Below are 23,490 nucleotides of genomic sequence, written 5' to 3' on the forward strand. Positions count from 1 at the left end.
GACCTTGTAATTTCGAAATTAAATTGGGTGTTCGGATTTTCGAACATGCCGCGGCGCAGAAGTTCAGGCCTGATCGGCTCCAGCGGACAGGCCCAGTTTCTGCATCTTTTCCCACAGAGTCGTCCGCGACACCTTCAGCAATTTCACCGCCTGCCCGATCTGGCCGCCCGTGCGTTCCAGCGCGGCGACGATCTGGCGGCGCTCGGCCTGTTCGCGGGCCTCGGCCAGCGTCAGGATGCGGTCGCCGTCGGCGATCCGTTCCGGGAACAGGTCCGTGGGCAGCAGCATCTCTCCCTGCGCGGTTTCAAGTCCGCGGGACAACCGCGCGCGCAGCTCGCGGCCGCCGCCCGGCCAGTCATGTGCGCGCACGGCCTGTTCGGCCAGACGGCTGATGTGTTTCAGCGGTCGGTCACGGCGGGGGTTGAGCCGGTCGAACAGGTGCTCCATCAACCAGACGGCATCCTCGGGGCGTTCCGACAGTGGCGGGACCGGCAGTTCCACCATGTCGAGTCGATAGAACAGATCGGCATCGAAGCCGCCGGACTGCACCACCTTGTCCATGTCATGGCCACAGGCGGCAATGACCCGGCCGGCAAAGCGGCATCCAGAACGTCGGCCAGCGCCTGCTGCGCCTGCCCCGGCATCCGGCTGAGCGCCCGCAGGAACAGGACGCCTTCGCCGGTGCGTTCGATGGCGCCGCCCGGCCCGAACATCGCCGCCTGCACGTCAGGCTCTCGTGCGAGGTTCACCACCACGAAAGGGGCCGCGCGGCGGTCGGATCGTTCGTGGATACGCCGGGCGACCAGTTCCTTGCCGGAGCCCGGCCCGCCTCGGATCAGAACCGCCCGATCGATCCGCGCGGCGCGTTCGGCCATCTCTTCGACCCGGCGGGCCGCCGGCGAGATGCCCAGAAGCGGCGGCATGTCCTGGTCGCCGCTGGCGTTCAGCAGCAATGTCAGCCGATCAAGGAACACGGCCATCTCGAACGGCTTGGTGATGTAATCGGCCGCGCCCGCCTGCATCAGCCGCACGGCCTTTTCGACGCCTCCATGCCCGGTGATGAACAGAAACGGCGGCGGGGTGGTGGTTTCCATCAGCCGATTGAACAGATCCTCGCCGTCCCCATCAGGCAGGCGGATGTCGCAGATCACCGCGTCGATGGGCGCGCGGGGTGCGCAAGGCCCCGATGGCGCGCCCGACCTGCTTCATCCAGATCACCTCGGCCCCTTCGAGTTCCAGCCGCTGAACCAGCGAATGGCCCATGATCTCGTCGTCTTCGACCAAAGCGATGCGGAACCCGTTCAGCATTGCGGATCTTCCTTGCCTTTCAGCGGCAACGATACCGCGATTTCGGTGCGCCCGTCGCGGCGATCGAGCTGAATCACTCCGCCCAGTTCTTCGACCAGATCATGCACCAGACGCAAGCCCACGCCCCCGCCCGGCGGAACCGGCCCCGAGGACAGAAGCCGCGTGCGGGCGCTTCCTGACAGACCGGGGCCGGTGTCGGCGACCATCATGTGCAGATGATCGCGGTCCGGCGCGACCCGAAACCACACGCGCCCCTGCCGACCCGCCGCTGCCGAAGCGTTCAGCAACAGGTTCAACGCGCTCTGGCGGACCGGACCCGCCGGCAACACCTCCAGCGCGGTCGGCGTCACCTCGACCTTCCAGCTCAGCCGTTGCGCCTGCCGGTTGATCTCGGGGCCGATCAGAAGGTGGATGTCCTCGAAGTCCTCTGCCGACAGCGCCGCGCCGGAGCGATCCAACCGGTTCTGTTCCAGCATCGCCCGCGAGACGTCGCGCAGATGGTTGAGCCCGCGCGTCAGCAGCTCGGCCGACCGGCGCACCACTTCGGGCCGGTCGGCATATTCGCGGATCGTGTCCGCGGCGTTCAGCAGCCCGCCCAAGGGATTGTTGATCTCGTGTGCCAGCGCAGACGACAACCGGCCCAGGCTGACAAAGCGCTCGCGCTCGGCCAGGCGGCGTTCGGCGTCCCGCTTGGCGACAAGCGTTCGGGCCATGGCGTTGTAGGTATGCACCAGCCGCGAAAGCTCGGTATCCCCGCGCGGGATCTCGGTTTCGGGCACCTGCTCGGGCTGGTCGCTGGTGTCGCGCATCCGCTGCGACAGCCGGGTGATCGGCCGCAGCATCCGGCGCATCAGAAAATAGCCCAGCAGGGCCAGAACTCCGGTCGCCACCGCGTTTCCCAGCAAGAGCAGCCGCCCCGCCCGACGCCGTTCCGCAACCAGGTCGGCGACGTCAAGCTCAGTCACGACCTGCCCGACCTCGCGCCCTTGATAGACCAGTGGCGCGACAAGCCGCAGCGTCTCTTCGTCGCTGGGCACGGTGAGATTGGCGGGCGGCTGCGCGCCGTCCGATATCTCGGCGATGGAACTGTCCAGCGGCGCCCGGTCCGGCAGCGTGGCCGCGATCACGCGCCCGTCTTCGTCGGCAACGGCGGTGAAGATCATCCGCCGGCCCTCGCCCTCACCGGCGGCGCGTTGCAGCGTGTCATAGACCTCCCAGACATCGTCGCGCAGCACATGAGGCCCCAGCGCGACCGACAGCGTTTCCACATGCAGCCGCGCGATTTCGCGGATGCGGGCATCCTGCAACCGGTCAAGCGCAGCCAGCACCTGCTGCGAAGCGACCACGCCCAGCGCCACCATCAGCAGCGCCGTCAGCAACGGCACCCGGATGCTCAGCGGTATTCGCAGGATCGCCGACATCAGCGCAACGAGGCCAGCAGCCGCATCCGCCGCGCGATCCCGTCGAACAGCGACACATCGCCCGCCGTCATCCCGTCCAGCAGGAGCAGCCCCAGCGCGTGTCGCCCGGCCTCCGTCCTGTCCAGTCCCAGCAGTGCCTTTCGCAGGGCGGCAACGCCGGGATCGGCCAAGTGCCCTGCGCGGGTGCAGAAGGGCGGGAAACCCAGCCATTCGCTGCGCGTCACGACCCGGGTGCGGCCTGCCAGTTCCGGTTCCAGGGCCGCCAGCGATTCCCAGACATAGCCATCCACGCTGCCCGATCGCGCCAGCCCATCCGCCACCGCCCGCACCACGTTGCGATGCCCGTAGGTAAAGATCGTGCGGCGAAAGAAGTCCTCGGCCTTTTCGCCTTTCAGCGCCAGATCCGAAGCGGTGACAAGAAAACCCGAGTTCGAGTTCGGATCTGAAAAGGCATGCGTTCCGCCCCGCAGATCGGCCAACGATTTCGCATCATCCCCCTCCCGCACGATGACATAGGACTGATACATCGGCTTGCCGTGCCAGAGCGGTACCGCCATCAGCGCCAGCGTGGCGCGGTGTTGAAGAAAGGGGTAACCGCACAGCCACGCGGCCTCGATCGCCCCCTCCAGCAACATGCCGGTCACTTCTTCATAGGTGCGGCGTTGCTCGAACTGGACCCGTTGGCCGGCAGCCTCCTGCAAGGCAGAGCGCAGGGCGGTCAGGATTTCGGCGTCATTGTCCAGAAATACCGGCGTGATGCCCAGGCGCAACTCGCGCGGCGCCCCTCTCACGATGGACGGCAGGGCGACTGGCCCAGCGCCGACAGGACAAGATCGCGTCGCGAGAACGATATGGTCATCAGCATGTTGCCTGGACTTGACGCCTCGTAAGGGTATGGCGAAGGCTCGACATGTCGCAAAGACTTTTTTGCACCCTGCATCCGGCTTTTTCGATGTCCCGGCGCTTGCCTCTTGAGCGCGCCGCCCGGCCAGGATTAGCCTGTCCCCGTTCTTGACCTGTCCCCGTTCTTGAGAAGGAATTTGCCATGAAACGCATTGTGTCCCTGGGTCTGGGGTGGCTGATCTGGGCCGGGGCGGCCCTCGGCGCGCCTTGCGGCAATGACGCAAGCGGCTTTGAGGCGTGGAAGGCGGAGTTTGCGAAAGAGGCCCGCAAGGCCGGGGTTCGCGGCAAGGGACTGCGCGCATTGGCCCGGGCGCAATACGCCACCCGCACGATCGCGGCGGACCGCCAGCAGAAATCCTTTCGCTACGGTCTTGAAAAGTTCATGCGGGTGCGCGGCGCCGATGCGATCGTGGCCCAGGGGCGCAAGCGCAAGTCCCGCACCCCCGAATTCTATGCCGCGCTGGAGCGCCGCTATGGCGTGTCGGCCGGTATCCTGATCGCAATTCACGGGATGGAGACCGGGTTCGGCTGGTTCATGGGCGACAGCCCGGTGGTTTCGGCCATCGCGACCCTGGCCTATGATTGCCGCAGGCCGGAACTGTTCCGCCCCCACGCCATCGGGGCGCTGAAACTGGTGGATCGGGGCAGTATCACCGCCACGACCCTGGGCGCGCGTCATGGCGAGCTGGGGCATACGCAATTCCTGCCCGGAAACGCGCTGCGTTATGGCGTGGACGGCAACGGGGACGGACGGGTCGATCTCTATGACGTGACTGACGCGCTCGCCTCGACCGCCAACTACCTGCGCAGGAAGGGCTGGAAACGGGGCAAGGGCTATCAGCCCGGCCAGCCAAATTTCGCCGTGCTCAAGGAATGGAACGCGGCAACGGTTTATCAACAGGCGCTGGCGATCATGGGGGCGAGAATCGACCGCCCGTGAAAACCGACGGGACGGCACGCGGCCCGCCGCATGTCACCAAGTTTGACAAAACTTGCCAAAGTTCGACCACCTTTCGCCGATAGCGTCCGCTCAAGAGCAGCTTACTGGAGGGCGCAAAAGTGACTCGGACGTCCATTTATCACGGCGGGCTCGTCTTTCGTGACGACCATCCTGTTTCAATCGATCAGTTCTGCCGGATCGTGACGGCTACCCTCGAAGACTACGGCCAGCGCGTGGAGCGCCAGAGCGTGCGCGATTCGAACACGGCGGTGGTGGTGACCAGCCTTTACATGGTCGAACTGACGATGAACGCGCGGCATTTCTCAGACAAGGCCGAGGATCGCCCGCTTGGCGGTCAATGCCAGAGGCTGGAAATCTCGATGGTTCCGGCGGACGACCAGTACGAGGATCGCGACATTTCCGAACTGATGATGGTCGTCATGCTCTACCGCATGGTGGACATCTGCAACGCCGAAAGCATCGAGTGGATGGATCCCGGCACGGTCCTGACCGTCGAGCAGTTTCTCAGCGCCTTCACCAATGTGTCGCCGCATCGCGTGCGCGGTTGCAGATCGCGCCTGACCCCGGCCGAACGCTTTGCGCCGGTGGATGAAACACTCGACCAGATTGACGATCACTACGACATTCACGCAAAGGCCGCCGAACAGGCTCATACCCTGAGCGAAGAGGAAACCCTTGCGATGGCGTTCCGGTCGGACGACCCGCTGGACGAAGATTACCTGACGGATGTCGAGCGCGCGCAAAACGACATCCGCCGTCTAGCCGTATGGGGCATGACCGGGATGGTCGCGATTCTCTCCGCGCCGGTCGCCGCCTCGCTGGCCGCGGTCAACCTGGCGCGCGGCGAAGATCTGCGGCTGAATACGCAGGTGCTGTCCTTCACCGGGCTGGTCGCCGTGCTCAGCAGCACCGGGCTTCTGGCACAGATCATGCAGAACCTTCCGATCTGACCGCCGAAGCAGAAAAACTGCAAAGCTCGGCAGTTTTGCCGGGCTTTTTATTTGCGCAAATCACCCGTCCAGCCAGCCTGGAATGTGCCCGATATCGGGCAGCACGACATCGGCATGAGGCGCGAGATCATCGTGCGTTGCCAAACCGGTGAGAACCGCAACCGTCACCATGCCCGCCGCCCGCCCGGCAACCAGGTCGTGCAGGCTGTCGCCGACCATGGCGATCCGGTTCGGGTTGGCCGCCACGTGATCGGCAAAGGCCAGCAGCGGCCCCGGTTCCGGTTTGGCCCCGTGTCCGCTGTCGAACCCGGCGACGAAATCGAACCGGTCCAGAACCCCGGCGCCCCGCAGATGCGCCCGCGCCGGCCCCTCCGAGTCGTTCGTCGCAACCCCCAGTCGCAGCCCCCGCCCGCGCAAGTCGTCCAGCAAAGGGACGAGCGGCACCGCCTCGGCCTGCGGCGCGCGGGCGGCCTCTTCGTTCAGGAGCGCGATCAATGCATGCCGCCCCATCTCGGGGAAATGGGGCAACAGCGCCTCGGCCGCCTCGGCGGTGGTGCCGGCGATCACGATGCTGGACGGGTCGAACCGGCCCGTGTCGAAATCATAGCCGATCTCAGCCCCGACCAGCCGGCACCGCGCCGTGTCTCCGCCCGTTGCGCGCAGCAGGAAGGCCCGCGCCCACGCCCCCCAGGTGGTGGCGAAATCGAACAGCGTGCCGTCCTTGTCGAACAGGATCGCATCAACGCGCATCGTCATGTCCAATGCACCTGCGCCCCGCCGGGCAGCGCCGCGCGGGCCTGCATCGGCCGTTCGTAGGGTTCGCCCACCGTATCGCAGAACCCGATCACCCAAGCGTCATCCATCAGAAGAAAGTCCAGCACCGAAGCCAGAAACTCCGGCTCGCCCGCGCGTTCGCGCAAATCGGCCTCGGACGCGCCCGATGCGCCCATGAAGACCGGGCGCAGATCGTCATTGGCGACCAGCCATGCCAGCGCCTGCAGCGCCAGCGTCTCGGCGGCTTGTTCGGAAAGGGTCATCGCCATGTCTCCTTCGGGCCGGGCGCGTCAGGCGCCGATGTCCAGCGCCAGCGCGTGGATGCGCCCGACCAGATCCTTGCCCAGCGCCGCGTGCACCGCGCGGTGACGTTCGATGCGCGACATGCCGGCAAAGGCCGCCGCCCGGATCGTCACGTTGAAATGGCTTTCCCCCCCTTCGCGATAGCCCGCATGGCCCCGGTGGCGTTCGCTGTCGTCCACGACCTCCAGCAGCGTGGGCCGGAACGCCTGTTCCAGCCGGTTGCGGATTTCCTCGGTCACACTCATATGATCCCTGCCCGTTTGTCTCGTCCGGCGAAAAATTTCCCGGACCCCTCTTCTATCTCCTGCGGCTTAGACTAAACTGCCGCTTCCGAGTCGAAAAGATGCCGTCGAAGGAGCCCCGTCATGCCCAGACCCGACCCCTTTGGTTTCGATATCTCCGTGTCTGCCGCGAAAAAGAAAAAGCCGCGCGGCCGGCGGGCGATGTCGGGGGCGTCGGAAACCTCGACCCGCATCTGCGACCATGACGGCTGCCAGGAACCGGGCAAGTTCCGCGCGCCCAAGGCCCCCGACGTACTGGACGACTATTACTGGTTCTGCCAGAAGCATGTGCGCGAATACAACCAGAAGTGGAATTTCTTCGAGGGCACGACCGAAGCCGAGATCAACGCGCAGATGTCCCGCGACAAGGTGTGGGAGCGCAAGACGCGCCCCCTCAACGACCCCGAACGGCGGGCCTGGGCGCGGCTGGGAATCGAGGATCCGCACCAGGTTCTGGGCGACAAAGCCACCAAGAACCCGGGCCGGCAGGCCACCGGCCGCCGCCTGCCCCCGACCGAACGCCGCGCCATCGAGATCCTCGAAGCCGAGGACACCTGGACCAAGGCCGAGGTGCGCAAGGCCTACAAGAAGCTCATCAAGGTTCTGCATCCCGACCTGAACGGTGGCGACCGCAGCCAGGAAGAACAGCTGCAACAGGTCGTCTGGGCCTGGGAGCAGATCAAGGACAGCCGCCACTTCAAGTGACGGCAACCATGGCCCGCGGCCCGGTTTTGCGATAGAGGTCATATCCCACGGCCATACCGGAGGGGCGGCATGGACTGCCTGAGCGACTGCCTGACCACCCCCCCGCGCATCCTGTTCTTCGTGGTCGCGCTGGCGCTGGTGATGCTGCCCGTCGCGGTCCGGCTGAATCTCGTCGCGCTGTCGGAACGCAACCTGTCCCGGCAGGCGTCCAACCTGAACGGGATCATCAACGGGTTCCGCGGCTATTATGCCGCGAACGTGGTCGCCCGCGCACGCGAGGCCGAGGGCAACGTGCAGACGCTGCACAACCATCATCAGGTCAAGGGCGCGATCCCGGTGCCCGCCACCCTGTCGATCGAGCTGGGGGAGACGGTGCACGATGCGCAGAACCATGTCGGCTATCGCTTCGTGTCGGACTATCCGTTCCTGGGCCAGCCGTCACATGACCTGCCCCCGTTGAAACGCGGGCGTTTGCTACTTTCCGCAGCGGCGACGCCCCTCCCGCTTCACTGACCGAAGCCACCGGCGACCTGTTGAACGACAGCCTGACCCTGACCACTCCGGTTGTCATGTCCGACGCTTGCGTGTCCTGCCACGACACCCTCCCCGACAGCCCCGAGCGCAACTGGAAGGTGGGCGATGTGCGCGGGCTGCAACTGGTCTGCGTGACCCAGACGGTGGCGATCGCCTGACCTCGTTCAAGTTCGTGCTGGCCTATCTGGCGGTCGCGGGCACGTTCGGCTTTCTCTTCGCCGGCCACCAACCGCGGCTTGCCGGCCGGTTACGACGGCTGAACCGGGAGCTGGCGGCCGATAACGACCTTCTCGCCGGCATTTCGCACGAGATCATCCCCTACGAGGTCACCGACATCAAGCACGCGCAGGCCCAGCCCGTCGAGGTTCCGACTGACGATGGCGGCGTCGTGCGCATCGACGCCGCGCGGCTCAATCCGGCCACGCGCGCCCGGCTCAGGGCGGCGCTGGACGACTGACACCCATTGAATATTGACGTGACGTTTCCCAAATGACGCCTCGACAGGTCGCTTTTCGCCCTGCCCCTTGTGATCGGCGCCGATATGTTGCACCACGAGCCGAAGCAGAATTATCCGTAGAAAAAGGACCACGAGATGGCTGAAGTCGCCCTCGATCCCAATGCGAGACCCACCGAGGATTTTCCGGTCCGCGAGGTGTTCGGGATCGATACCAACATGATCGTGCGCGGCTTTGCCGAGCGCAACGACCGCGTGCCCGAAATCGACCCGACCTACAAGTTCGACCCCGACACCACGTTGGCGATTCTCGCGGGCTTCAGCCACAACCGCCGCGTCATGATTCAGGGCTATCACGGCACCGGCAAATCGACCCATATCGAACAGGTCGCCGCGCGGCTCAACTGGCCCTGCGTGCGCGTGAACCTCGACAGCCATATCAGCCGGATCGACCTGATCGGCAAGGACGCGATCAAACTGCGCGACGGCAAGCAAGTGACCGAATTCCACGAAGGCATCCTGCCCTGGGCGCTGCGCAACCCCACCGCGATCGTGTTCGACGAATACGACGCCGGACGCGCCGACGTGATGTTCGTGATCCAGCGCGTGCTGGAACATGACGGCAAGCTGACGCTGCTCGATCAGAACGAGATCATCACGCCCCACCCCTATTTCCGCCTGTTTGCCACCGCGAATACGGTGGGCCTGGGCGACACGACGGGCCTTTACCACGGCGTGCAGCAGATCAACCAGGCGCAGATGGACCGCTGGAGCCTTGTCGCCACGCTGAATTATCTCAGCCATGACGCGGAATGCGCGATCGTGCTGTCCAAGGCCCCGCATTACAACACAGAGAAGGGCCGCAAGACCGTCAGCCAGATGGTCACCGTGGCCGACCTGACCCGCACGGCCTTCATGAACGGGGAACTGTCCACGGTGATGTCGCCCCGGACGGTCATCACCTGGGCGCAGAACGCCGAGATCTTTCGCGACATCGGCTATGCCTTCCGCGTGACCTTCCTCAACAAATGCGACGAACTGGAACGCCAGACCGTGGCGGAATTCTACCAGCGCTGCTTTGATGAGGAACTGCCCGAAAGCGCCGCCAACGTCAGCGTCGGCTGACATGCATGTCGGCCTGATCGGCGGCATCGGCGTCGCGGCGACGGTGGTCTATTATCAGCGCCTGACCGCGGCGGTCGAACGCCTCGGCGGCGGGCTCGAGTTGACCATCGTCCATGCCGACGTGCAGACGCTGATCCGCAACAACCTGGCCGACAACAGGGTCGAACAGGCGCAGATCTATGCCCGCCTGATCGACCGGCTGCGGGCGGCGGGCTGCGACTGCGCGGCGATCACCTCGCTGGGTGGACATTTCTGCTTTGACGAAACCGTGCAACGCGCCTCCCTGCCGCTGGTCTCGGCCGTGGCACCGCTCGACGACTTCTTCGTCAGCCAAGGCATCGGCTGCGTGGGGCTCCTCGGCACCCGTGCCGTGATGCGCACGCGCCTTTACGGCCAGCTCCGCCGAACCCGCGCGGTGACCCTTGACGACGACATGGAAAGGCTCGGCCAAAGCTATCAGGACATGGCCGTGACGGGGGCCTGCACCGCGGAACAACGCGCCCTCTTTCTCGACGCCGGCGCCCGCATGATCCGCGACCTGGGCGCCGACGCCGTGGTGCTCGCCGGCACCGACCTGAACCTCGCCTTCGACGGGCAGGATCCCGGCTATCCGGTGATCGACGCGCTCGACGTGCATGTGGACCTTCTGGCCCGGCTCGCCACCGGCAAAGCGCCGCTGCCGGCGTGACCGCCCCGTTCTTCATCTTGCCGAAAATACTCCCGCCGGAGGCATCGCGGCGCAGCCGCGATCCCGCTCCGGCCGCCTCGCGTCTTGTCATTTGCCATGGCATGACCGAAATAAGTTGCAACACGCTTTGCCACGCGGGGCGGACCGCCCCGAACGAGGACCGGACATGAAGAAATCCGACAATCCCGCCGATCCGTTCAAGAAGGCGCTGGCCGAGGCCGCCAAAGTCATGGCCGACGACCCGGAGCTGACGGTCAGCTACACGGTCGATCCCTCGGGGCTGAGCGGCGAGACCATGCGCCTGCCGCAGGTCAGCCGACGCATGGACCGCGAAGAGGTGCTGCTTGCGCGCGGCACGGCGGACGCGCTGGCGCTGCGTCGGCGCTATCACGACGATGCGCTGCACAACCGCTATGTCCCGCGCGGAGACATGGCCCGCGACCTCTACGAGGCAATGGAAACCGCCCGGTGCGAGGCCGTCGGCGCCCGCCACATGCCCGGAACGGCCAGCAATATCGACGTCAAGATCACCCACGAAACCCTGCGCAAAGGGTTCGACCGGCTGAAGGATCCCGCCGAGGCGCCGCTGGCGGACGCGGCGGGCTTTCTGATCAGGCATCTGGCCACCGGGCGCGACCTGCCCGGCCCGGCGGCGAACGTGATGAATCTGTGGCGGGGATATATCGAACAGCATGCCGGCGAGACCTTGGCCGATCTCGATTCGGTGCTCGAGGATCAGGCGGCCTTTGCCAGGCTCGCGCGCCGGATCATCGAGGATCTGGGCTATGGCGACCAGCTGGGCGAGGATCCCGACAACCAGGACGACCAGTCCGAAGAAGAGGCCAGCCAGGACGAGGAGCAGTCCGAACCCGACAGCAGCGGCGACCAGGACCAGGACGACTCGGAGGCCGAGATGGACCCCGACGCCGAACAGCAGGACCAGCCGGATCAGATGCAGGTCACCGCCGACGAGATGTCGGACGAAGACATGCATGACGAGGTGGACATGCCCGAGGCCGACGCGCCGCTCGAGCCGCCCCCGCCGCCTCCGCCGTCCGAGGCCGACCCGAACTACAAGGTCTATCTGGACGCCCATGACGAAGAGGTCGCCGCCGAGGATCTGGCCGAGCCGGCCGAGCTGGAGCGCCTGCGCGCCTATCTGGACCAGCAGCTGGAGCCGCTCAAGGGCGCGGTCAGCCGGCTGGCCAACAAGCTGCAGCGCCGCCTTCAGGCGCAGCAGAACCGCAGCTGGGAGTTCGACCGTGACGAGGGGATCCTGGATGCCGGTCGGCTGGCGCGGGTGGTGGCGAACCCCACGACGCCCTTGAGCTTCAAGGTCGAGAAGGACACCGAGTTCCGCGACACCGTGGTGACGCTCTTGCTGGACAACTCGGGTTCGATGCGCGGCCGGCCGATTTCGATCGCTGCGATCTGCGCCGACGTGCTGGCGCGGACGCTGGAGCGCTGCAACGTGAAGGTCGAGATTCTCGGCTTTACCACCCGCGCCTGGAAGGGCGGGCAGGCGCGCGAGGCCTGGCTGAACGACGGGCGCCCGCAACAGCCGGGGCGGCTCAACGACCTGCGCCACATCATCTACAAGAGCGCCGACGCCCCGTGGCGGCGGACCCGGGACAATCTTGGCCTGATGATGAAGGAGGGGTTGCTGAAGGAGAACATCGACGGCGAGGCGCTGGAATGGGCGCATCGGCGGATGATGTTGCGGCCCGAGGCGCGCAAGATCCTGATGGTAATTTCCGACGGCGCGCCGGTGGACGATTCGACGCTCAGCGTCAACCCCGCCAACTATCTGGAAAAGCACCTGCGCGACGTGATCGACATGGTCGAGCGCAAGAAGATGGTCGAACTGCTGGCAATCGGTATCGGCCATGACGTGACCCGCTATTACGAACGCGCGGTGACGATCACCGACGCCGAGCAGCTGGCCGGCGCCATCACCGAGCAACTGGCCGCGCTGTTCGACAAGGATCCGCGGGCGCGCGCGCGGGTGATGGGGATCAGGAAGGCGAGCTGACGCTCGCCTGCCTCCGGCGGGAGTATTTTTCGCAAGATGAAGGGGAGGCGATGTTCCAGACATTCGAGGTGACCGCCCGGCCCGAGCAGGGGCCGCCGCGGCTGGCGGCATTGCGGCAGGAGATGACGCGCGAGGGGCTGGACGGGTTCCTGGTGCCGCGGTCGGATGCCCATCAGGGCGAATATGTCGCGCCGCATGACGAGCGGCTGGCCTGGCTGACCGGGTTTACCGGCTCGGCGGGGTTCTGCGCGGTGCTGCGGGATGTCGCGGGCGTTTTCGTGGACGGCCGCTATCGCACCCAGGTCAAGGCGCAGGTGGCCGAAGTGTTCACGCCGGTGCCCTGGCCCGAGGTGAAGCTGTCGGGCTGGCTGCGCGAGAAGCTGCCGCGGGGCGGGCGCGTGGGCTTTGATCCCTGGCTGCATTCCGCGGGCGAGATCCGCAAGCTGACAAAGGAACTGGACGGGTCGGGGATCGAGCTGTCGGCCTGCGAGAACCTGGTGGACCGGATCTGGGAGGATCAGCCTCCGCCGCCGATGAATCCGGTGCGGGCGCATCCGATCGCGTTTGCCGGCGAATCCTCGACGTCGAAACGGGCGCGGCTGGCCGAGGGGCTGCGCAAGGCGGGGCAGCGCGCGGCGGTGCTGACGCTGCCGGATTCGATCATGTGGCTGCTGAACATTCGCGGATCGGACGTGGCGCACAACCCGGTGGCGCACGGATTCGCCGTTCTGCATGACACGGGCGCGGTCGATCTTTTCATGGCCGAGGCCAAGCTGCGGGGACTGGGAGATCATCTCGGCCCCGAGGTCACGGTGCGCGCGCCGGATGACTTTCTAGGCGCTCTGGCGGTGCTCGAGGGACCGGTGCTGGTGGATGAGGATACCGTTCCGCAGATCGTGGCGCAGGCGCTGGGCGATCGGGCGGTGTTTGGCGCCGACCCCTGCCTGCTGCCCAAGGCGCGCAAGAACGCCGCCGAGATCGCAGGCAGCGCCGAGGCGCATCTGCGCGACGGGGCGGCCATGGTCGAGTTTCTGTGCTGGCTGGACGCGCAGGCGCCTGGGTCGCTCACCGAGATCGACGTGGTGAAACGGCTCGAAGAGCTCCGGCGCCGCGACGATCGGCTGATGGAAATCAGCTTCGACACGATCGCGGGCACGGGGCCGAACGGCGCGGTGATCCACTACCGCGTGACCGAGGACAGCAATGCCGTGCTGGAGGACGGGCATCTGCTGGTGCTGGACAGCGGCGGGCAATACCTGGACGGCACCACCGACGTCACCCGCACCATCGCCATCGGTGCGCCTGGCGAGCAAGAGCGCCGCGCCTTTACCCGCGTGATGCAGGGCATGATCGCCATGAGCCGCCTGCGCTGGCCGCGCGGGCTGGCCGGGTGCCATATCGAGGCGATCGCGCGCGTGCCGCTCTGGCAGGCGGGGCAGGATTTCAACCACGGGCTGGGCCACGGCGTCGGCGCCTATCTGAGCGTGCACGAGGGACCGCAGCGGCTGAGCCGGCTGAGCGACGTCCCCCTGGAGCCCGGCATGATTCTGTCGAACGAACCGGGTTACTACCGCGAGGGCGCGTTCGGCATCCGCATCGAGAACCTCGTGGTGGTCGAACCGGCCCCCGACCTGCCCGAAGGCGACGCGGGGCGCGAGATGCTGTGCTGGCGCACGCTGACCCATGTGCCGATCGACCGCCGCCTGATCGTTGCCGACATGCTGACGGCGGCCGAGCGAGACTGGCTCAACGCCTATCACGCGACGGTGGCCGAACGGATCGGCCCGCTCGTGGGTGGCGCGGCGGAACTGTGGCTGAACGCCGCGACCGCGCCGCTTTGACTTGGGGCCGGCGGCGCGGGGGCCTATCCTGCGCCGCAACAGCCAACAGGGAAAGGAGGCGGAATGACAGCCAAGATCATCATTCGCAAGCTGGACGGGGTCTGGACGGTCAGGTCGGGCGGGGCGGTTCTGGCCGAAACACGCGATGCGATCGAGCTGTGCGAGGACAACCTGCCGCCGGTCGTCTATTTCCCGCGACAGGATGTGGCGATGGCCTTTCTCGACCGAACCGACAAGGTGACCCATTGCCCGCACAAGGGCGATGCCAACTACTATTCCATCGTCAACAAGTCGGCGACGCTGGAAAACGCGGTCTGGACCTATGAAGACCCGCTGCCCCAAGTGGCCGAGATCAAGGACCGGCTGGCCTTTGCCACCGGCGACAATGTGACGGTAGAGCGGATCTGACCGCGTCTCAGGAATGCTCCTCGGCCGCGGTTGCGGCCAGCAGGCGGTTGTAGGCGCGCAGGGCGTCCACCTCGTGCAAGAGGCCGATGAGTCGAAGGTCGCCCTTGTCCGTTTCGACCGCGACCGGGAGAAAGGGCAGCTCCCGCGCCTCGAAGACGGGCATCGCCGCCTCCAGAGTGTCGGCCGGCGAGACATGCAGACCGCGCGCCATCAGATCGCGGGCGGCTGCCTCGTCGCTCGGCAATGCCTGCTCCAGCGGCCGCATCACCGATCCCACCCGCAGCATTGCCAGCAGATAGGCCTGCGGCCCGGCGGCCAGATGCAGGCCGCGCCGTTCGATCTGGGTGAGAAAGAACGACCGGTCCACCAGGCGCGAGGCCAGCGCGGTGGACATCGACACAGCGACCATGACCGCGATCCCGATCTGCCAGTCTCCGGTCAGCTCGAACACGATCATCGTGGTGGAAATCGGCGCACCCAGCACCGCCGCCGCGACCGCGCCCATGCCTGCAAAGGCATAGAGGTTGGGCGCGCCGGAATAGTCCGGCAGGAACCCGGTCGCGATATGGCCGAAGGCCAACCCCGTCAGCGCCCCGATCATCAGCGAGGGCGAGAACACCCCGCCCCCCATGCGCCCGCCCATGGTGATCGCCAGCGCCGCGGTCTTGACGATGGCAAAGACGATCGCCTCGCGCAGCAGCAGTTCACCCTTCAGCGACAGCAGCGTCGTTTCGTAGCCGACCCCGATGATGTGCGGGAACCAGATCGCGATCGCGCCCAGCAGCAGCCCCGCCAGCGCCGGGCGCACCCAGCGCGGCAGGCGCAGGTTCTCCTGGATGTTGCTGCCCAAGTCATCGGCCCAGAACAGCGCCCGCATCTGGATCACCGCCACCAGACCGCACACCAGCCCCAAGAGCAGGAAGGCCGGCAATTCGACATAGAATTGCAGCGCGCCGGGCGTGACCAGAGAAAACTCGGCCACATCGCCGAATTCAAGCCGGTTGATGACGGCCCCGGCGACCGCGGCAATGACGATGGGAGCAAAGGCATGGACCGCGAAATGCCGCAGCACCACCTCGAGCGCGAAAAGCGCGCCGGCAATGGGCGCGTTGAAGCTGGCCGCGACCGCCGCGGCCACGGCACAGCCCAGCAGGTCGCGCCCGGTGATGCCGTCGGCGTGTATCCGATTCGACACCCAGGTCGAGATCACGCCGGCCATGTGCACCACCGGCCCTTCGCGCCCCGTCGAACCACCCGAACTCAGCGTGATCAGCGATGCCAGCATCGAGGCGATCCCGGCGCGGGTTTCGACCCGGCCGTCGCGGATCGCCGCGCCCTCGATCACGTCGGCCACCGATCGGACGCGACCGTCGGGGGTGAAGAAATGCAGGATCAACCCCACCGCCAGCCCGCCCGCGACCGGAATCGCCAGAACCCAGAACCAAGGCAGCCGTTCCGCATGGGAATGCAGGAATTGTGGCGTCTCGGTGCCGTAGAGCGTCGATTGCAGCCAGACGATGCCCAGTCGAAAGCCCAGCGCGGCGAAACCGGCGGCGACACCGATGCCCAGCGCGATGAACCAGAACTGGATCTGGTTCGGCCCGCGCTGGCGCACCACATGCAGCCCGTGCCGGAAAGCCGCGACGGCCTGCCGGAGCTGCTCGGACAGGAATGCGCCTGTTGACTTGGGCATGTGCGCCTCGGTTTCGGTTCGCCCCTCTTTACGGCAGCCCCGCAGGACTGGAAAGCCGGTTCCCGGCACGGGCGGCCTGCCCTGTGGTATCCGCGCGACGTGTACCGCGACATGGAAATTCCGCGCTTCCCGGCGGTCGGCACGGAGTCCTTTCCGATCCGTCCCCTTCGCTCAGCCCGCCAAAAGCGCCCGGGCCGCGGCGCGGGCCTCGTCGGTGATCGTGTCACCGGCCAGCATCCGGGCAATCTCGTCCACCCGATCCTCCGGCGCCAGCGGCGTGACGGTGGACAGGGTCGCCCCGTCGGCCACCTTCTTTTCCACCCGCCAGTGATGCGCGCCGCGGGCGGCCACCTGCGGCGAATGGGTCACCACCAGCACCTGCCCACCCTGTGCCAGCGCCGCCAGCCGCCGGCCCACCGCATCCGCCGTGGCCCCGCCCACGCCGCGGTCGATCTCGTCAAAGATCATGGTCAGGCCGCTGTCATTGCCCCGCAGGCAGACCTTCAGCGCCAGCAGAAACCGGCTGAGTTCCCCGCCCGAGGCGATCCGGTTCAGGGGCCCCGCCGGCGCGCCGGGATTGGTGGCGACGGTGAAGGTCACCGCGTCGTGCCCTTCGGGGCCCGGCTCGGCCGGCTCGATCCGGGTTTCGAACACCGCGCGTTCCATCTTCAGCGGCGCAAGCTCCGCCATGACCGCCGCATCCAGCCGCCCGGCAGCCAGACGGCGGGCCGCGCTCAGATCCTCCGCGGCACTGGAATAGCCCGCCTCGGCCTTGGCCAGTGCCGTTCGGCGCGCCTCAAGGTCGGCGTCGCCCGCATCCAACGCCGCAAGCCGCTCGCGCAGCGTTTCGGCGAAGCCCGGCAGATCGTCCGGCACGATCCCGTGCTTGCGCGCCAGCGCCCGCAGCGCGAACAGCCGCTCCTCGACCTGCTCCAGCTCGGCCGGGTTGAAATCCAGCGCCTCAAGGCACCGCTCTACCCCCTCTTGCGCCTCGCCCAGCTCGATCAGAGCGCGCCCCAGCGCCGCGATGGGTTCCTCCAGCATCCCCTCGGCCCGGTCCCCCACCCCTTCGAGCCAGCGCAGCGCATCGCCCGCGGCGCCCTCGGCCCCGTCGCGGCCCAGCGCGGCCAGCGCGCGGGCGACATCCTCGCGGATCCGCTCGGCCGCCTGCATCATGCGGCGGCGGGCGTCCAGTTCGGCATCCTCCCCCGGCTGCGGATCCAGCGCGTCGAGTTCCGCCACCGCGTGCCGCAGGTAATCCTCCTCGGACCGGACCCGCGCCAGCGCCTCTTCGAGCTCGTCCACCGCCTTGCGCGCCTCGACCATGCCGCGCCAGGCGGCGCGCACCGCGTCCAGTTGCGGCTGCAAACCGCCAAAGGCATCCAGCATCGCCCGGTGCCCGCGTGGGTTCAGAAGCCCCTTGTCGTCATGCTGTCCGTGCAGTTCCACCAGTGTTTCGCTCAGCGCCCGCAGCACCTCTCCCGAACAGCGGCGGTCATTGACCCAGGCGGTCTTGCGCCCCTCGGCGGTGTTCATCCGGCGCAGGATCAGTTCGTCGCCCGCCGGGATCCCGGCGCGCTCCAGCACGGCGCGCGCGGGATGATCCGGCGGAAGGTCGAATTCGGCCACCACTTCGCCCTGCCCGGCGCCCTGCCGCACCAGATCCGCCCGCCCGCGCCAGCCCAGCACGAAACCCAGCGAATCGAGCAGGATCGACTTGCCCGCCCCGGTTTCGCCTGTCAGCACGTTGAGCCCCGGCCGGAATTCGATTTCCAGCCGGTCGATGATCAGAATGTCGCGGATATCAAGCGCGCGCAGCATCCCTCTATCCTGTCAGGCGCGGCCCACCGGTCCCGCCGTTACAGCCATTCGCCCTTGACCGACTGCCGGTAGATCTGGCTCAGCCAGTTGTTGCCGCGCGACTTGAGCTCCAGCCCCTTGGCCGTCAGCAGCTTGTAGGCTTCCTGATACCATTCGCTGGACTGGTAGTTGTAGCCCAGGATCGCGCCGGCGGTCTGCGCCTCGTCGAGCAGCCCCAGAGACAGATAGGCCTCGACCAGCCGATACAGCGCCTCGGCGGTGTGCGAGGTGGTCTGGTAGTCCTCGACCACGGATCGGAAACGGTTGATGGCCGCGGTGTATTGCTTGCGCCTGAGATAGTAGCGCCCGACCTCCATCTCCTTGGCTGCGAGATGGTCGAAGGCCAGGTCGAATTTGAGCGTGGCGGCGGTGGCGTATTCGCTGTCGGGGTAGACCTCGATCACCGTGCGCAGCGCCTGCAGCGCCTGAAAGGTCAGCCCCTGGTCGCGGCCCACCTCGTCGATCTGGTCGTAATAGCTCAGCGCCAGCAGGTATTGCGCATAGGCTGCGTCCTCGTCCGCGGGGTAGAAGTCGATATAGCGCTGGGCCGCGGCGCGGCTGTTTTCGTAATCGGTGCCCTTGTGATAGGCATAGGCCTGCATGATCAGCGCCCGCTTGGCCCAGTCGGAATAAGGGTAGAGCCGCTCGATCTCGGAAAAGAAATAGGCCGCGTCGTTGGTTCGGCCGCGATTCAGTTCGTATTCGGCGCGCTGATAGATCTGTTCGGGCGTGTAGCCATCCAGCCTGACCGACCGATCCGCCGCCGGCCCGCCGCCGATGCCGGAGCAGCCGGCGAGAAACACTGCCAGAAGGACTGCGCCAAACACCCTGCCCATCGCTCTGCCGCCGATCATGCTTGCTTGCCCACCTTGGTCGAACGCGGGGCCTCTCGCCCGCTTGCAGGTCGGTCTAGCACACTATTTCGCGCTGCAAAACGCCTGAAACGCATGGGTGCCCGGGACGATGGCGGCAACAACCGTGTCACGCAGACCGGAGGCCGCGCGGTCACGCGACCGCGGGAATTTCGTCCCGGACCAGCCCCTTGCCCGGCAGGCGCGCCGCGACTTCGGCGTCGCAAGTCACCGGCCGGACAGCCCCCGGCGTGGCAAAGGCCGCGCGCAGCAGCGTATTCGTCATCACATGCCCCGCGCGTTCGCCGATATAATGGCCAAGGATCGGCCCGCCGGCCAGCGCGAGATCTCCCAGCGCATCAAGCATCTTGTGGCGCACGGGTTCATCGTGGTGACGGAAACCGCCGGGGGTCAGGACGCGCTCGCCATCCACCACCACCGCATTGTCCAGCGACCCGCCCAGCGCCAGGCCATTTTTCTGCATCGTGTCCACGTCGGCCAGCCGGCAGAAGGTGCGGCTGTCACACAACTCGCGGGCAAAGGCGCCGTTGGCCATGTCCAGCACCTTGCTTTGCCGCCCGATGGCCGCATCCGCAAAGTCGATGTGGAATTCGATCCGCAGCCGATCCGCAGGCAACAGAGTCGCCCGCGCCCCTTCGCGTTCCACGGTCACGGGCTTCATCACCTGCCAGGCGGTGATCGGTGCGTTCAGCTGCCGAATGCCGCGTGCCATGATCCCCCGCACGAAGGGCACGGACGACCCGTCAAGGATCGGAACTTCGGGACCGTCGATCTCGATCAGGGCGTTGTGCACGCCGGTCCCCGCCAGCGCCGCCATGACATGTTCGATCGTCGAGACCGATGCGCCGCTGTCGTTGACGATCCGCGTGCAAAGCGGCGTCCGGTCCACCGCGTCATAAAGCGCGGGGATCATGGCATCGCCCAGTTCGATGTCGGTGCGCCGGAACCAGATGCCGTGGCCGGCGGCGGCGGGGCGGATCGCCATGCGAACGGTTTTGCCTGTGTGCAGTCCAACACCTGCAAAGACGACGGGCGACTTCAGTGTATTCTGCAAAACGAACCTCTTGTGGCAGTGGCCAGCCTCGGCGGGCTGTGTTGTCACGACAGGTAGATGCGGCCCGAAAATGTCACAACTCACGCTTTGCAACGAAATGAAACACGGGCGAACCAACTTGGCAAATCCTCGCCAATATTCGCCCAATGCGCTGATTTACAAAGAAAATGAGCGGCCTCGCGGCCGCTCACCAGAGTCAGATTGTGACGTGGATCAGTTCGCCTGGCGCCGCAGGAACGCGGGAATCTCGATCCGTTCCTGATCCGGATCGACCGATTCCTCGGGCTGCGGAGCCGCCGAAGGCTGCGTCACCGGGGGCTGCCGGCGCGCGGCCTGGGCCGCCGGCGTGTCCGAGGCATGGCCCGTCATCCGGTTGATGAGCGAGTTGATGCCGAAGCGCGGCCGCTCTTCGCGGCGGGCAGCCGGTTGCGCGGGCGCCCCATCGCTGCGCGGCTGGTTCTGGACCGCGGCGCGCAGCCGTTCCATCGTCTGCGGCGAGGCCGTGCCCGCGGCCGCCGGACGCGGCGCGACAAAGCTTTCGACGCTCTCGTCAACGGCGGCATCGTCGAACTGCCCAAACTCGCGCTCGGGGCGGTAGGCCGGAGGTGGCAGATCGTCGTCCGTCTCCTGGAGGCCCTCATCCTCGAACAGATCCTCGGCCATGTCCTCGGCGGCGGCCTTTTCGACCTCGAAGCCTTCGAACAGGGTCGGCTCTTCGGCGGCCTCGGCCGCGACCGGCTGATCCAGTTCCAGCGGCTCGGACGCGGCTTCTTCGACCGAAACGGTCTGCTTGAGCGGCTGCGACAGCGGACGGCGCGGCACCGGAACCTCGCTGTGGACATCCGAGGCGTCGATGCCGGTGGCGACCACGCTGACGCGCATGACGCCCTGCATGTCGGTGTCCAGCGTGCTGCCGACGATGATGTTGGCATCCGGGTCCACCTCTTCGCGGATCCGGTTGGCGGCCTCGTCGAGTTCGAACAGAGTCAGGTCGTGGCTGCCGGTGATGTTGATGAGAACGCCCTTGGCGCCCTTGAGGCTGATCTCGTCCAGCAGCGGGTTGGCGATTGCCTTTTCGGCGGCCTGGATGGCGCGATCCTCGCCTTCGGCTTCGCCCGTGCCCATCATGGCCTTGCCCATCTCGTCCATCACCGACCGGACGTCGGCAAAGTCGAGGTTGATGAGGCCCGGCTTGACCATCAGGTCGGTCACGCCCTTGACGCCCTGATACAGCACGTCGTCGGCCATGGCGAAGGCTTCGGTAAAGGTGGTCTTTTCGTTGGCCAGGCGGAACAGGTTCTGATTGGGAATGATGATGAGCGTATCCACCATCTTCTGCAGCTGTTCCACGCCTTCCTCGGCCTGGCGCATCCGCTTGGCGCCCTCGAACTGGAAAGGCTTGGTCACCACGCCCACGGTCAGCACGCCCAGTTCACGCGCCGCCTGCGCGATGATCGGGGCCGCGCCGGTGCCGGTGCCGCCGCCCATGCCGGCGGTGATGAAGCACATATGCGCCCCGGCCAGATGATCGACGATCTGTTCGATGCTTTCCTCGGCCGCCTTGGCGCCCACGCTGGGCCGCGCCCCGGCGCCCAGCCCTTCGGTCACCTTCACGCCCATCTGGATCCGGCTTTGCGCCTTGGACTGCTGCAGCGCCTGGGCGTCGGTGTTGGCCACCACGAAATCCACGCCCTCGAGCTGTTTCTCGATCATGTTGTTGACGGCGTTGCCGCCGGCGCCGCCCACGCCGAAAACGGTGATCCGGGGCTTGAGCTCCTCGTGTCCGGGCATCGAAAGGTTCAAAGTCATGTTACTGGTCCGCCTGTCATGCCGCCCATTGAGCGGGCGGTCTTTCCTACCTGTCACCGACAACCCTACCGGCAAGCGGTCCGGTCGTCACGCAAAAAACGAAAAATTGCCGCAAAATATGGGCGATTTTCCGCTGTTTTCCGCCGGATTTCGGCATTAACGCCATATCTGGCGGTTACCAGTTGTCTCGCAACCATTTGACCACCCGCCGCAGCGGGCGGGCACTGTAGCGATCGACCGGAATCTCGAAATCCCACCATTCGTCCTGCGGGTGCGCCGCGAACAGCGCCAGCCCCACGGCGCTGGAAAAGCCCGGATTGGTGGCCGATTGCGGCAGCCCGTGCACGCGCAAGGGCCGGCCCAGCCGCACCTGCTGGCCCAGGATCCGGCTGGCCAGACCGTCAAGCCCCGTTACCTGGCTGGCACCGCCGGTCAGGACGATCTGCTGGCTGGGCATCTGGTCGAAGCCGGCCGCATCCAGCCGCACGCGCACCTCTTCGAGGATCTCCTCGACCCGCGGGCGCATGATGCCGATCAGCTCGGTGCGGCTGACGGTCCGGCGGTCGCGCTCCCAATCGCCCGTGTCTCCTCCGATATCGATCATGTCGCGGTCGTCCGCGCCGGTGGCCTGCACGCCGCCGCAGACGGTCTTGATCCGCTCGGCATTGGCCATGGGCACCTGCAGCCCCATCGAGATGTCCTTGGTCACATGATCGCCGCCCATCCGCACGCAATCGGCATAGATCATGTGCTTTTTCATGAAGATCGAGATCGAGGTCGTGCCGCCGCCCATGTCGATGCACGCCGCGCCCAGTTCCTGTTCGTCCTCGACCAGCGCGGAAATTCCCGACACATAGGCCGAGGAGGCGATCCCCGCGAGTTCCAGATCGCAGCGGCGAATGCAGTGGATCAGCGTCTGGATCGGCGCCTCGTCCACGGTCAGCATGTGCATGTCCACCTCGAGCGACTGGCCCAGCTGGCCACGCGGGTCGGTCAGCCCGGTGCGATGGTCCAGTGTGAAGTTCACCGGCTGAGCATGCAGAACCTCGCGGCCTGCGCCGTATTCGGGCACCTCGCATTCGGCCAGAACGCGCGCGATTTCGTGTTCCGTCACGACCTGGCCTTCCAGGTCGATCCGGGCGTTGAGCCCATAGGACCGCGGATTGGCGCCCGAAAAACAGGCGATCACATGGTCCACACGAACTTCGGCCATCTTCTGGGCGGCCTGCACGGCAGTGCGGATGGCCCGTTCGGTTTCGTGCATGACATCGACTTCGCCGAACTTGACCCCGCGCGAGCGCGTGGTGGCCGCGCCGATCACGCGAAAGCCGCTCTGCCCCGCGAGCGAGCCGATCGAATTGTCGTCGCTCAGCCGGCCCGTGCCGTCGAACCGCAGCACGAGGCAGGCCACCTTGGTCGTGCCGACATCGAGAATGGCGATCACGCCGCGTTGCAGCGCCTGCTGGCGCATCTGCCGCATTGCCCGCTGAGCCTGATACAGGTCCTTCATGGTC

The 23,490-nt window shown here is 66.5% G+C and carries 24 protein-coding genes and 1 pseudogene; 11 read left to right on the top strand and 14 right to left on the bottom strand.

Annotated features, from left to right (window positions below):
* Positions 1-63: 63 nt before the first annotated feature.
* The 5 genes and pseudogenes from C4S70_RS18985 to C4S70_RS03960 all read right to left on the bottom strand — a co-directional run bounded on the left by C4S70_RS18985 (position 64) and on the right by C4S70_RS03960 (position 3,499).
* The gene (locus C4S70_RS18985; protein WP_235003690.1) at positions 64-447 is read right to left on the bottom strand and encodes a helix-turn-helix domain-containing protein; all 384 of its coding nucleotides are present in this window, start codon (positions 445-447) and stop codon (positions 64-66) included.
* A gap of 105 nt (positions 448-552) precedes the next feature.
* A pseudogene (locus tag C4S70_RS18990) lies at positions 553-1,151 on the bottom strand (sigma 54-interacting transcriptional regulator); the annotation flags it as partial.
* Positions 1,126-1,308 (bottom strand): response regulator, encoded by a 183-nt coding sequence (locus C4S70_RS18995; RefSeq protein WP_235003692.1) that lies wholly within the window; start codon positions 1,306-1,308, stop codon positions 1,126-1,128. The gene C4S70_RS18995 and the pseudogene C4S70_RS18990, both read right to left, overlap by 26 nt.
* Positions 1,302-2,729 (bottom strand): sensor histidine kinase, encoded by a 1,428-nt coding sequence (locus tag C4S70_RS03955; RefSeq protein WP_104006807.1) that lies wholly within the window; start codon positions 2,727-2,729, stop codon positions 1,302-1,304. The genes C4S70_RS18995 and C4S70_RS03955 overlap by 7 nt, the downstream gene beginning before the upstream one ends.
* A complete protein-coding gene (locus tag C4S70_RS03960) occupies positions 2,729-3,499 on the bottom strand; it encodes a PhnD/SsuA/transferrin family substrate-binding protein (protein WP_235003693.1) in 771 nt (256 codons plus the stop codon). The genes C4S70_RS03955 and C4S70_RS03960 overlap by 1 nt, the downstream gene beginning before the upstream one ends.
* 275 nt (positions 3,500-3,774) lie before the next feature.
* Here C4S70_RS03960 and C4S70_RS03965 point away from each other — a divergent pair, with 275 nt between their 5' ends.
* Positions 3,775-4,572 carry a lytic murein transglycosylase gene (locus C4S70_RS03965; protein WP_104006808.1) on the top strand — a complete coding sequence of 266 codons (798 nt, stop codon included), beginning with the start codon at positions 3,775-3,777 and terminating at the stop codon, positions 4,570-4,572.
* A gap of 119 nt (positions 4,573-4,691) precedes the next feature.
* The gene (locus tag C4S70_RS03970) at positions 4,692-5,543 is read left to right on the top strand and encodes a hypothetical protein (protein ID WP_146064171.1); all 852 of its coding nucleotides are present in this window, start codon (positions 4,692-4,694) and stop codon (positions 5,541-5,543) included.
* A 60-nt stretch (positions 5,544-5,603) separates the two neighbouring features.
* Here the strand turns inward: C4S70_RS03970 and C4S70_RS03975 are convergent, their stop codons facing one another.
* The 3 genes from C4S70_RS03975 to C4S70_RS03985 are packed head-to-tail and all read right to left on the bottom strand — an operon-like array spanning position 5,604 to position 6,865.
* Entirely contained in the window at positions 5,604-6,293 is a 690-nt protein-coding gene (locus C4S70_RS03975; protein ID WP_200822725.1) for an HAD family hydrolase, read from the bottom strand.
* Between the two features lie 2 nt (positions 6,294-6,295).
* On the bottom strand, positions 6,296-6,580 hold the full coding sequence (locus C4S70_RS03980; protein WP_200822719.1) for a DUF3572 domain-containing protein: 285 nt from the start codon (positions 6,578-6,580) through the stop codon (positions 6,296-6,298).
* A gap of 27 nt (positions 6,581-6,607) precedes the next feature.
* Positions 6,608-6,865, bottom strand: coding sequence for a BolA family protein (locus C4S70_RS03985; protein ID WP_104006812.1), 258 nt, complete (start codon positions 6,863-6,865; stop codon positions 6,608-6,610).
* A 120-nt stretch (positions 6,866-6,985) separates the two neighbouring features.
* On the opposite strand from C4S70_RS03985, the gene C4S70_RS03990 reads away from it, so the two are divergent.
* The 9 genes from C4S70_RS03990 to C4S70_RS04030 all read left to right on the top strand — a co-directional run bounded on the left by C4S70_RS03990 (position 6,986) and on the right by C4S70_RS04030 (position 14,688).
* Entirely contained in the window at positions 6,986-7,606 is a 621-nt protein-coding gene (locus C4S70_RS03990) for a J domain-containing protein (RefSeq protein ID WP_104006813.1), read from the top strand.
* A gap of 69 nt (positions 7,607-7,675) precedes the next feature.
* Positions 7,676-8,119, top strand: coding sequence for a hypothetical protein (locus C4S70_RS03995; protein ID WP_104006814.1), 444 nt, complete (start codon positions 7,676-7,678; stop codon positions 8,117-8,119).
* Positions 8,116-8,298, top strand: coding sequence for a c-type heme family protein (locus tag C4S70_RS04000; protein WP_235003709.1), 183 nt, complete (start codon positions 8,116-8,118; stop codon positions 8,296-8,298). The genes C4S70_RS03995 and C4S70_RS04000 overlap by 4 nt, the downstream gene beginning before the upstream one ends.
* A 14-nt stretch (positions 8,299-8,312) precedes the next feature.
* Positions 8,313-8,597 (top strand): hypothetical protein, encoded by a 285-nt coding sequence (locus tag C4S70_RS04005; RefSeq protein WP_104006816.1) that lies wholly within the window; start codon positions 8,313-8,315, stop codon positions 8,595-8,597.
* Positions 8,598-8,732: 135 nt separating this feature from the next.
* Positions 8,733-9,719 carry a cobaltochelatase subunit CobS gene (gene cobS / locus C4S70_RS04010; protein ID WP_104006817.1) on the top strand — a complete coding sequence of 329 codons (987 nt, stop codon included), beginning with the start codon at positions 8,733-8,735 and terminating at the stop codon, positions 9,717-9,719.
* A gap of 1 nt (position 9,720) precedes the next feature.
* On the top strand, positions 9,721-10,407 hold the full coding sequence (locus C4S70_RS04015) for an aspartate/glutamate racemase family protein (RefSeq protein ID WP_104006818.1): 687 nt from the start codon (positions 9,721-9,723) through the stop codon (positions 10,405-10,407).
* Between the two features lie 166 nt (positions 10,408-10,573).
* Positions 10,574-12,439, top strand: a complete 1,866-nt coding sequence (gene cobT / locus C4S70_RS04020; RefSeq protein WP_104006819.1) for a cobaltochelatase subunit CobT — start codon at positions 10,574-10,576, stop codon at positions 12,437-12,439.
* Positions 12,440-12,489: 50 nt separating this feature from the next.
* Positions 12,490-14,280 (top strand): aminopeptidase P family protein, encoded by a 1,791-nt coding sequence (locus C4S70_RS04025; RefSeq protein ID WP_104006820.1) that lies wholly within the window; start codon positions 12,490-12,492, stop codon positions 14,278-14,280.
* A gap of 63 nt (positions 14,281-14,343) precedes the next feature.
* Positions 14,344-14,688, top strand: a complete 345-nt coding sequence (locus tag C4S70_RS04030) for a DUF427 domain-containing protein (protein ID WP_104006821.1) — start codon at positions 14,344-14,346, stop codon at positions 14,686-14,688.
* A 7-nt stretch (positions 14,689-14,695) separates the two neighbouring features.
* On the opposite strand, the gene C4S70_RS04035 is transcribed toward C4S70_RS04030, so the two are convergent.
* From C4S70_RS04035 to ftsA, 6 genes are all read right to left on the bottom strand, one after another.
* Entirely contained in the window at positions 14,696-16,381 is a 1,686-nt protein-coding gene (locus C4S70_RS04035) for a chloride channel protein (RefSeq protein WP_104006822.1), read from the bottom strand.
* A gap of 171 nt (positions 16,382-16,552) precedes the next feature.
* Entirely contained in the window at positions 16,553-18,202 is a 1,650-nt protein-coding gene (recN, locus tag C4S70_RS04040) for a DNA repair protein RecN (protein WP_104006823.1), read from the bottom strand.
* A 38-nt stretch (positions 18,203-18,240) separates the two neighbouring features.
* On the bottom strand, positions 18,241-19,095 hold the full coding sequence (locus tag C4S70_RS04045; protein ID WP_104006824.1) for an outer membrane protein assembly factor BamD: 855 nt from the start codon (positions 19,093-19,095) through the stop codon (positions 18,241-18,243).
* A 151-nt stretch (positions 19,096-19,246) separates the two neighbouring features.
* Positions 19,247-20,167 (bottom strand): UDP-3-O-acyl-N-acetylglucosamine deacetylase, encoded by a 921-nt coding sequence (lpxC, locus tag C4S70_RS04050; RefSeq protein WP_104006825.1) that lies wholly within the window; start codon positions 20,165-20,167, stop codon positions 19,247-19,249.
* 213 nt (positions 20,168-20,380) lie between these two features.
* Complete coding sequence (gene ftsZ, locus C4S70_RS04055; protein WP_104006826.1) at positions 20,381-21,976, bottom strand: cell division protein FtsZ; 1,596 nt, start codon at positions 21,974-21,976, stop codon at positions 20,381-20,383.
* A 175-nt stretch (positions 21,977-22,151) separates the two neighbouring features.
* Positions 22,152-23,486, bottom strand: a complete 1,335-nt coding sequence (gene ftsA / locus C4S70_RS04060) for a cell division protein FtsA (protein WP_104006827.1) — start codon at positions 23,484-23,486, stop codon at positions 22,152-22,154.
* Positions 23,487-23,490 lie beyond the last annotated feature (4 nt).

Source organism: Jhaorihella thermophila (genome assembly GCF_900108275.1).
GTDB classification, from domain to species: Bacteria; Pseudomonadota; Alphaproteobacteria; order Rhodobacterales; family Rhodobacteraceae; genus Jhaorihella; species Jhaorihella thermophila.

Bases quoted from the DNA above. Each gene is read 5' to 3' on its own strand.
- C4S70_RS18985 (WP_235003690.1), bottom strand. From the start codon at position 447: ATGGAGCACCTGTTCGACCGGCTCAACCCCCGCCGTGACCGACCGCTG.
- C4S70_RS18995 (WP_235003692.1), bottom strand. From the start codon at position 1,308: ATGCTGAACGGGTTCCGCATCGCTTTGGTCGAAGACGACGAGATCATG.
- C4S70_RS03955 (WP_104006807.1), bottom strand. From the start codon at position 2,729: ATGTCGGCGATCCTGCGAATACCGCTGAGCATCCGGGTGCCGTTGCTG.
- C4S70_RS03965 (WP_104006808.1), top strand. From the start codon at position 3,775: ATGAAACGCATTGTGTCCCTGGGTCTGGGGTGGCTGATCTGGGCCGGG.
- C4S70_RS03975 (WP_200822725.1), bottom strand. From the start codon at position 6,293: ATGCGCGTTGATGCGATCCTGTTCGACAAGGACGGCACGCTGTTCGAT.
- C4S70_RS03980 (WP_200822719.1), bottom strand. From the start codon at position 6,580: ATGACCCTTTCCGAACAAGCCGCCGAGACGCTGGCGCTGCAGGCGCTG.
- C4S70_RS03985 (WP_104006812.1), bottom strand. From the start codon at position 6,865: ATGAGTGTGACCGAGGAAATCCGCAACCGGCTGGAACAGGCGTTCCGG.
- C4S70_RS03990 (WP_104006813.1), top strand. From the start codon at position 6,986: ATGCCCAGACCCGACCCCTTTGGTTTCGATATCTCCGTGTCTGCCGCG.
- C4S70_RS03995 (WP_104006814.1), top strand. From the start codon at position 7,676: ATGGACTGCCTGAGCGACTGCCTGACCACCCCCCCGCGCATCCTGTTC.
- cobS (WP_104006817.1), top strand. From the start codon at position 8,733: ATGGCTGAAGTCGCCCTCGATCCCAATGCGAGACCCACCGAGGATTTT.
- C4S70_RS04015 (WP_104006818.1), top strand. From the start codon at position 9,721: ATGCATGTCGGCCTGATCGGCGGCATCGGCGTCGCGGCGACGGTGGTC.
- cobT (WP_104006819.1), top strand. From the start codon at position 10,574: ATGAAGAAATCCGACAATCCCGCCGATCCGTTCAAGAAGGCGCTGGCC.
- C4S70_RS04025 (WP_104006820.1), top strand. From the start codon at position 12,490: ATGTTCCAGACATTCGAGGTGACCGCCCGGCCCGAGCAGGGGCCGCCG.
- C4S70_RS04030 (WP_104006821.1), top strand. From the start codon at position 14,344: ATGACAGCCAAGATCATCATTCGCAAGCTGGACGGGGTCTGGACGGTC.
- C4S70_RS04035 (WP_104006822.1), bottom strand. From the start codon at position 16,381: ATGCCCAAGTCAACAGGCGCATTCCTGTCCGAGCAGCTCCGGCAGGCC.
- recN (WP_104006823.1), bottom strand. From the start codon at position 18,202: ATGCTGCGCGCGCTTGATATCCGCGACATTCTGATCATCGACCGGCTG.
- C4S70_RS04045 (WP_104006824.1), bottom strand. From the start codon at position 19,095: ATGATCGGCGGCAGAGCGATGGGCAGGGTGTTTGGCGCAGTCCTTCTG.
- ftsZ (WP_104006826.1), bottom strand. From the start codon at position 21,976: ATGACTTTGAACCTTTCGATGCCCGGACACGAGGAGCTCAAGCCCCGG.
- ftsA (WP_104006827.1), bottom strand. From the start codon at position 23,486: ATGAAGGACCTGTATCAGGCTCAGCGGGCAATGCGGCAGATGCGCCAG.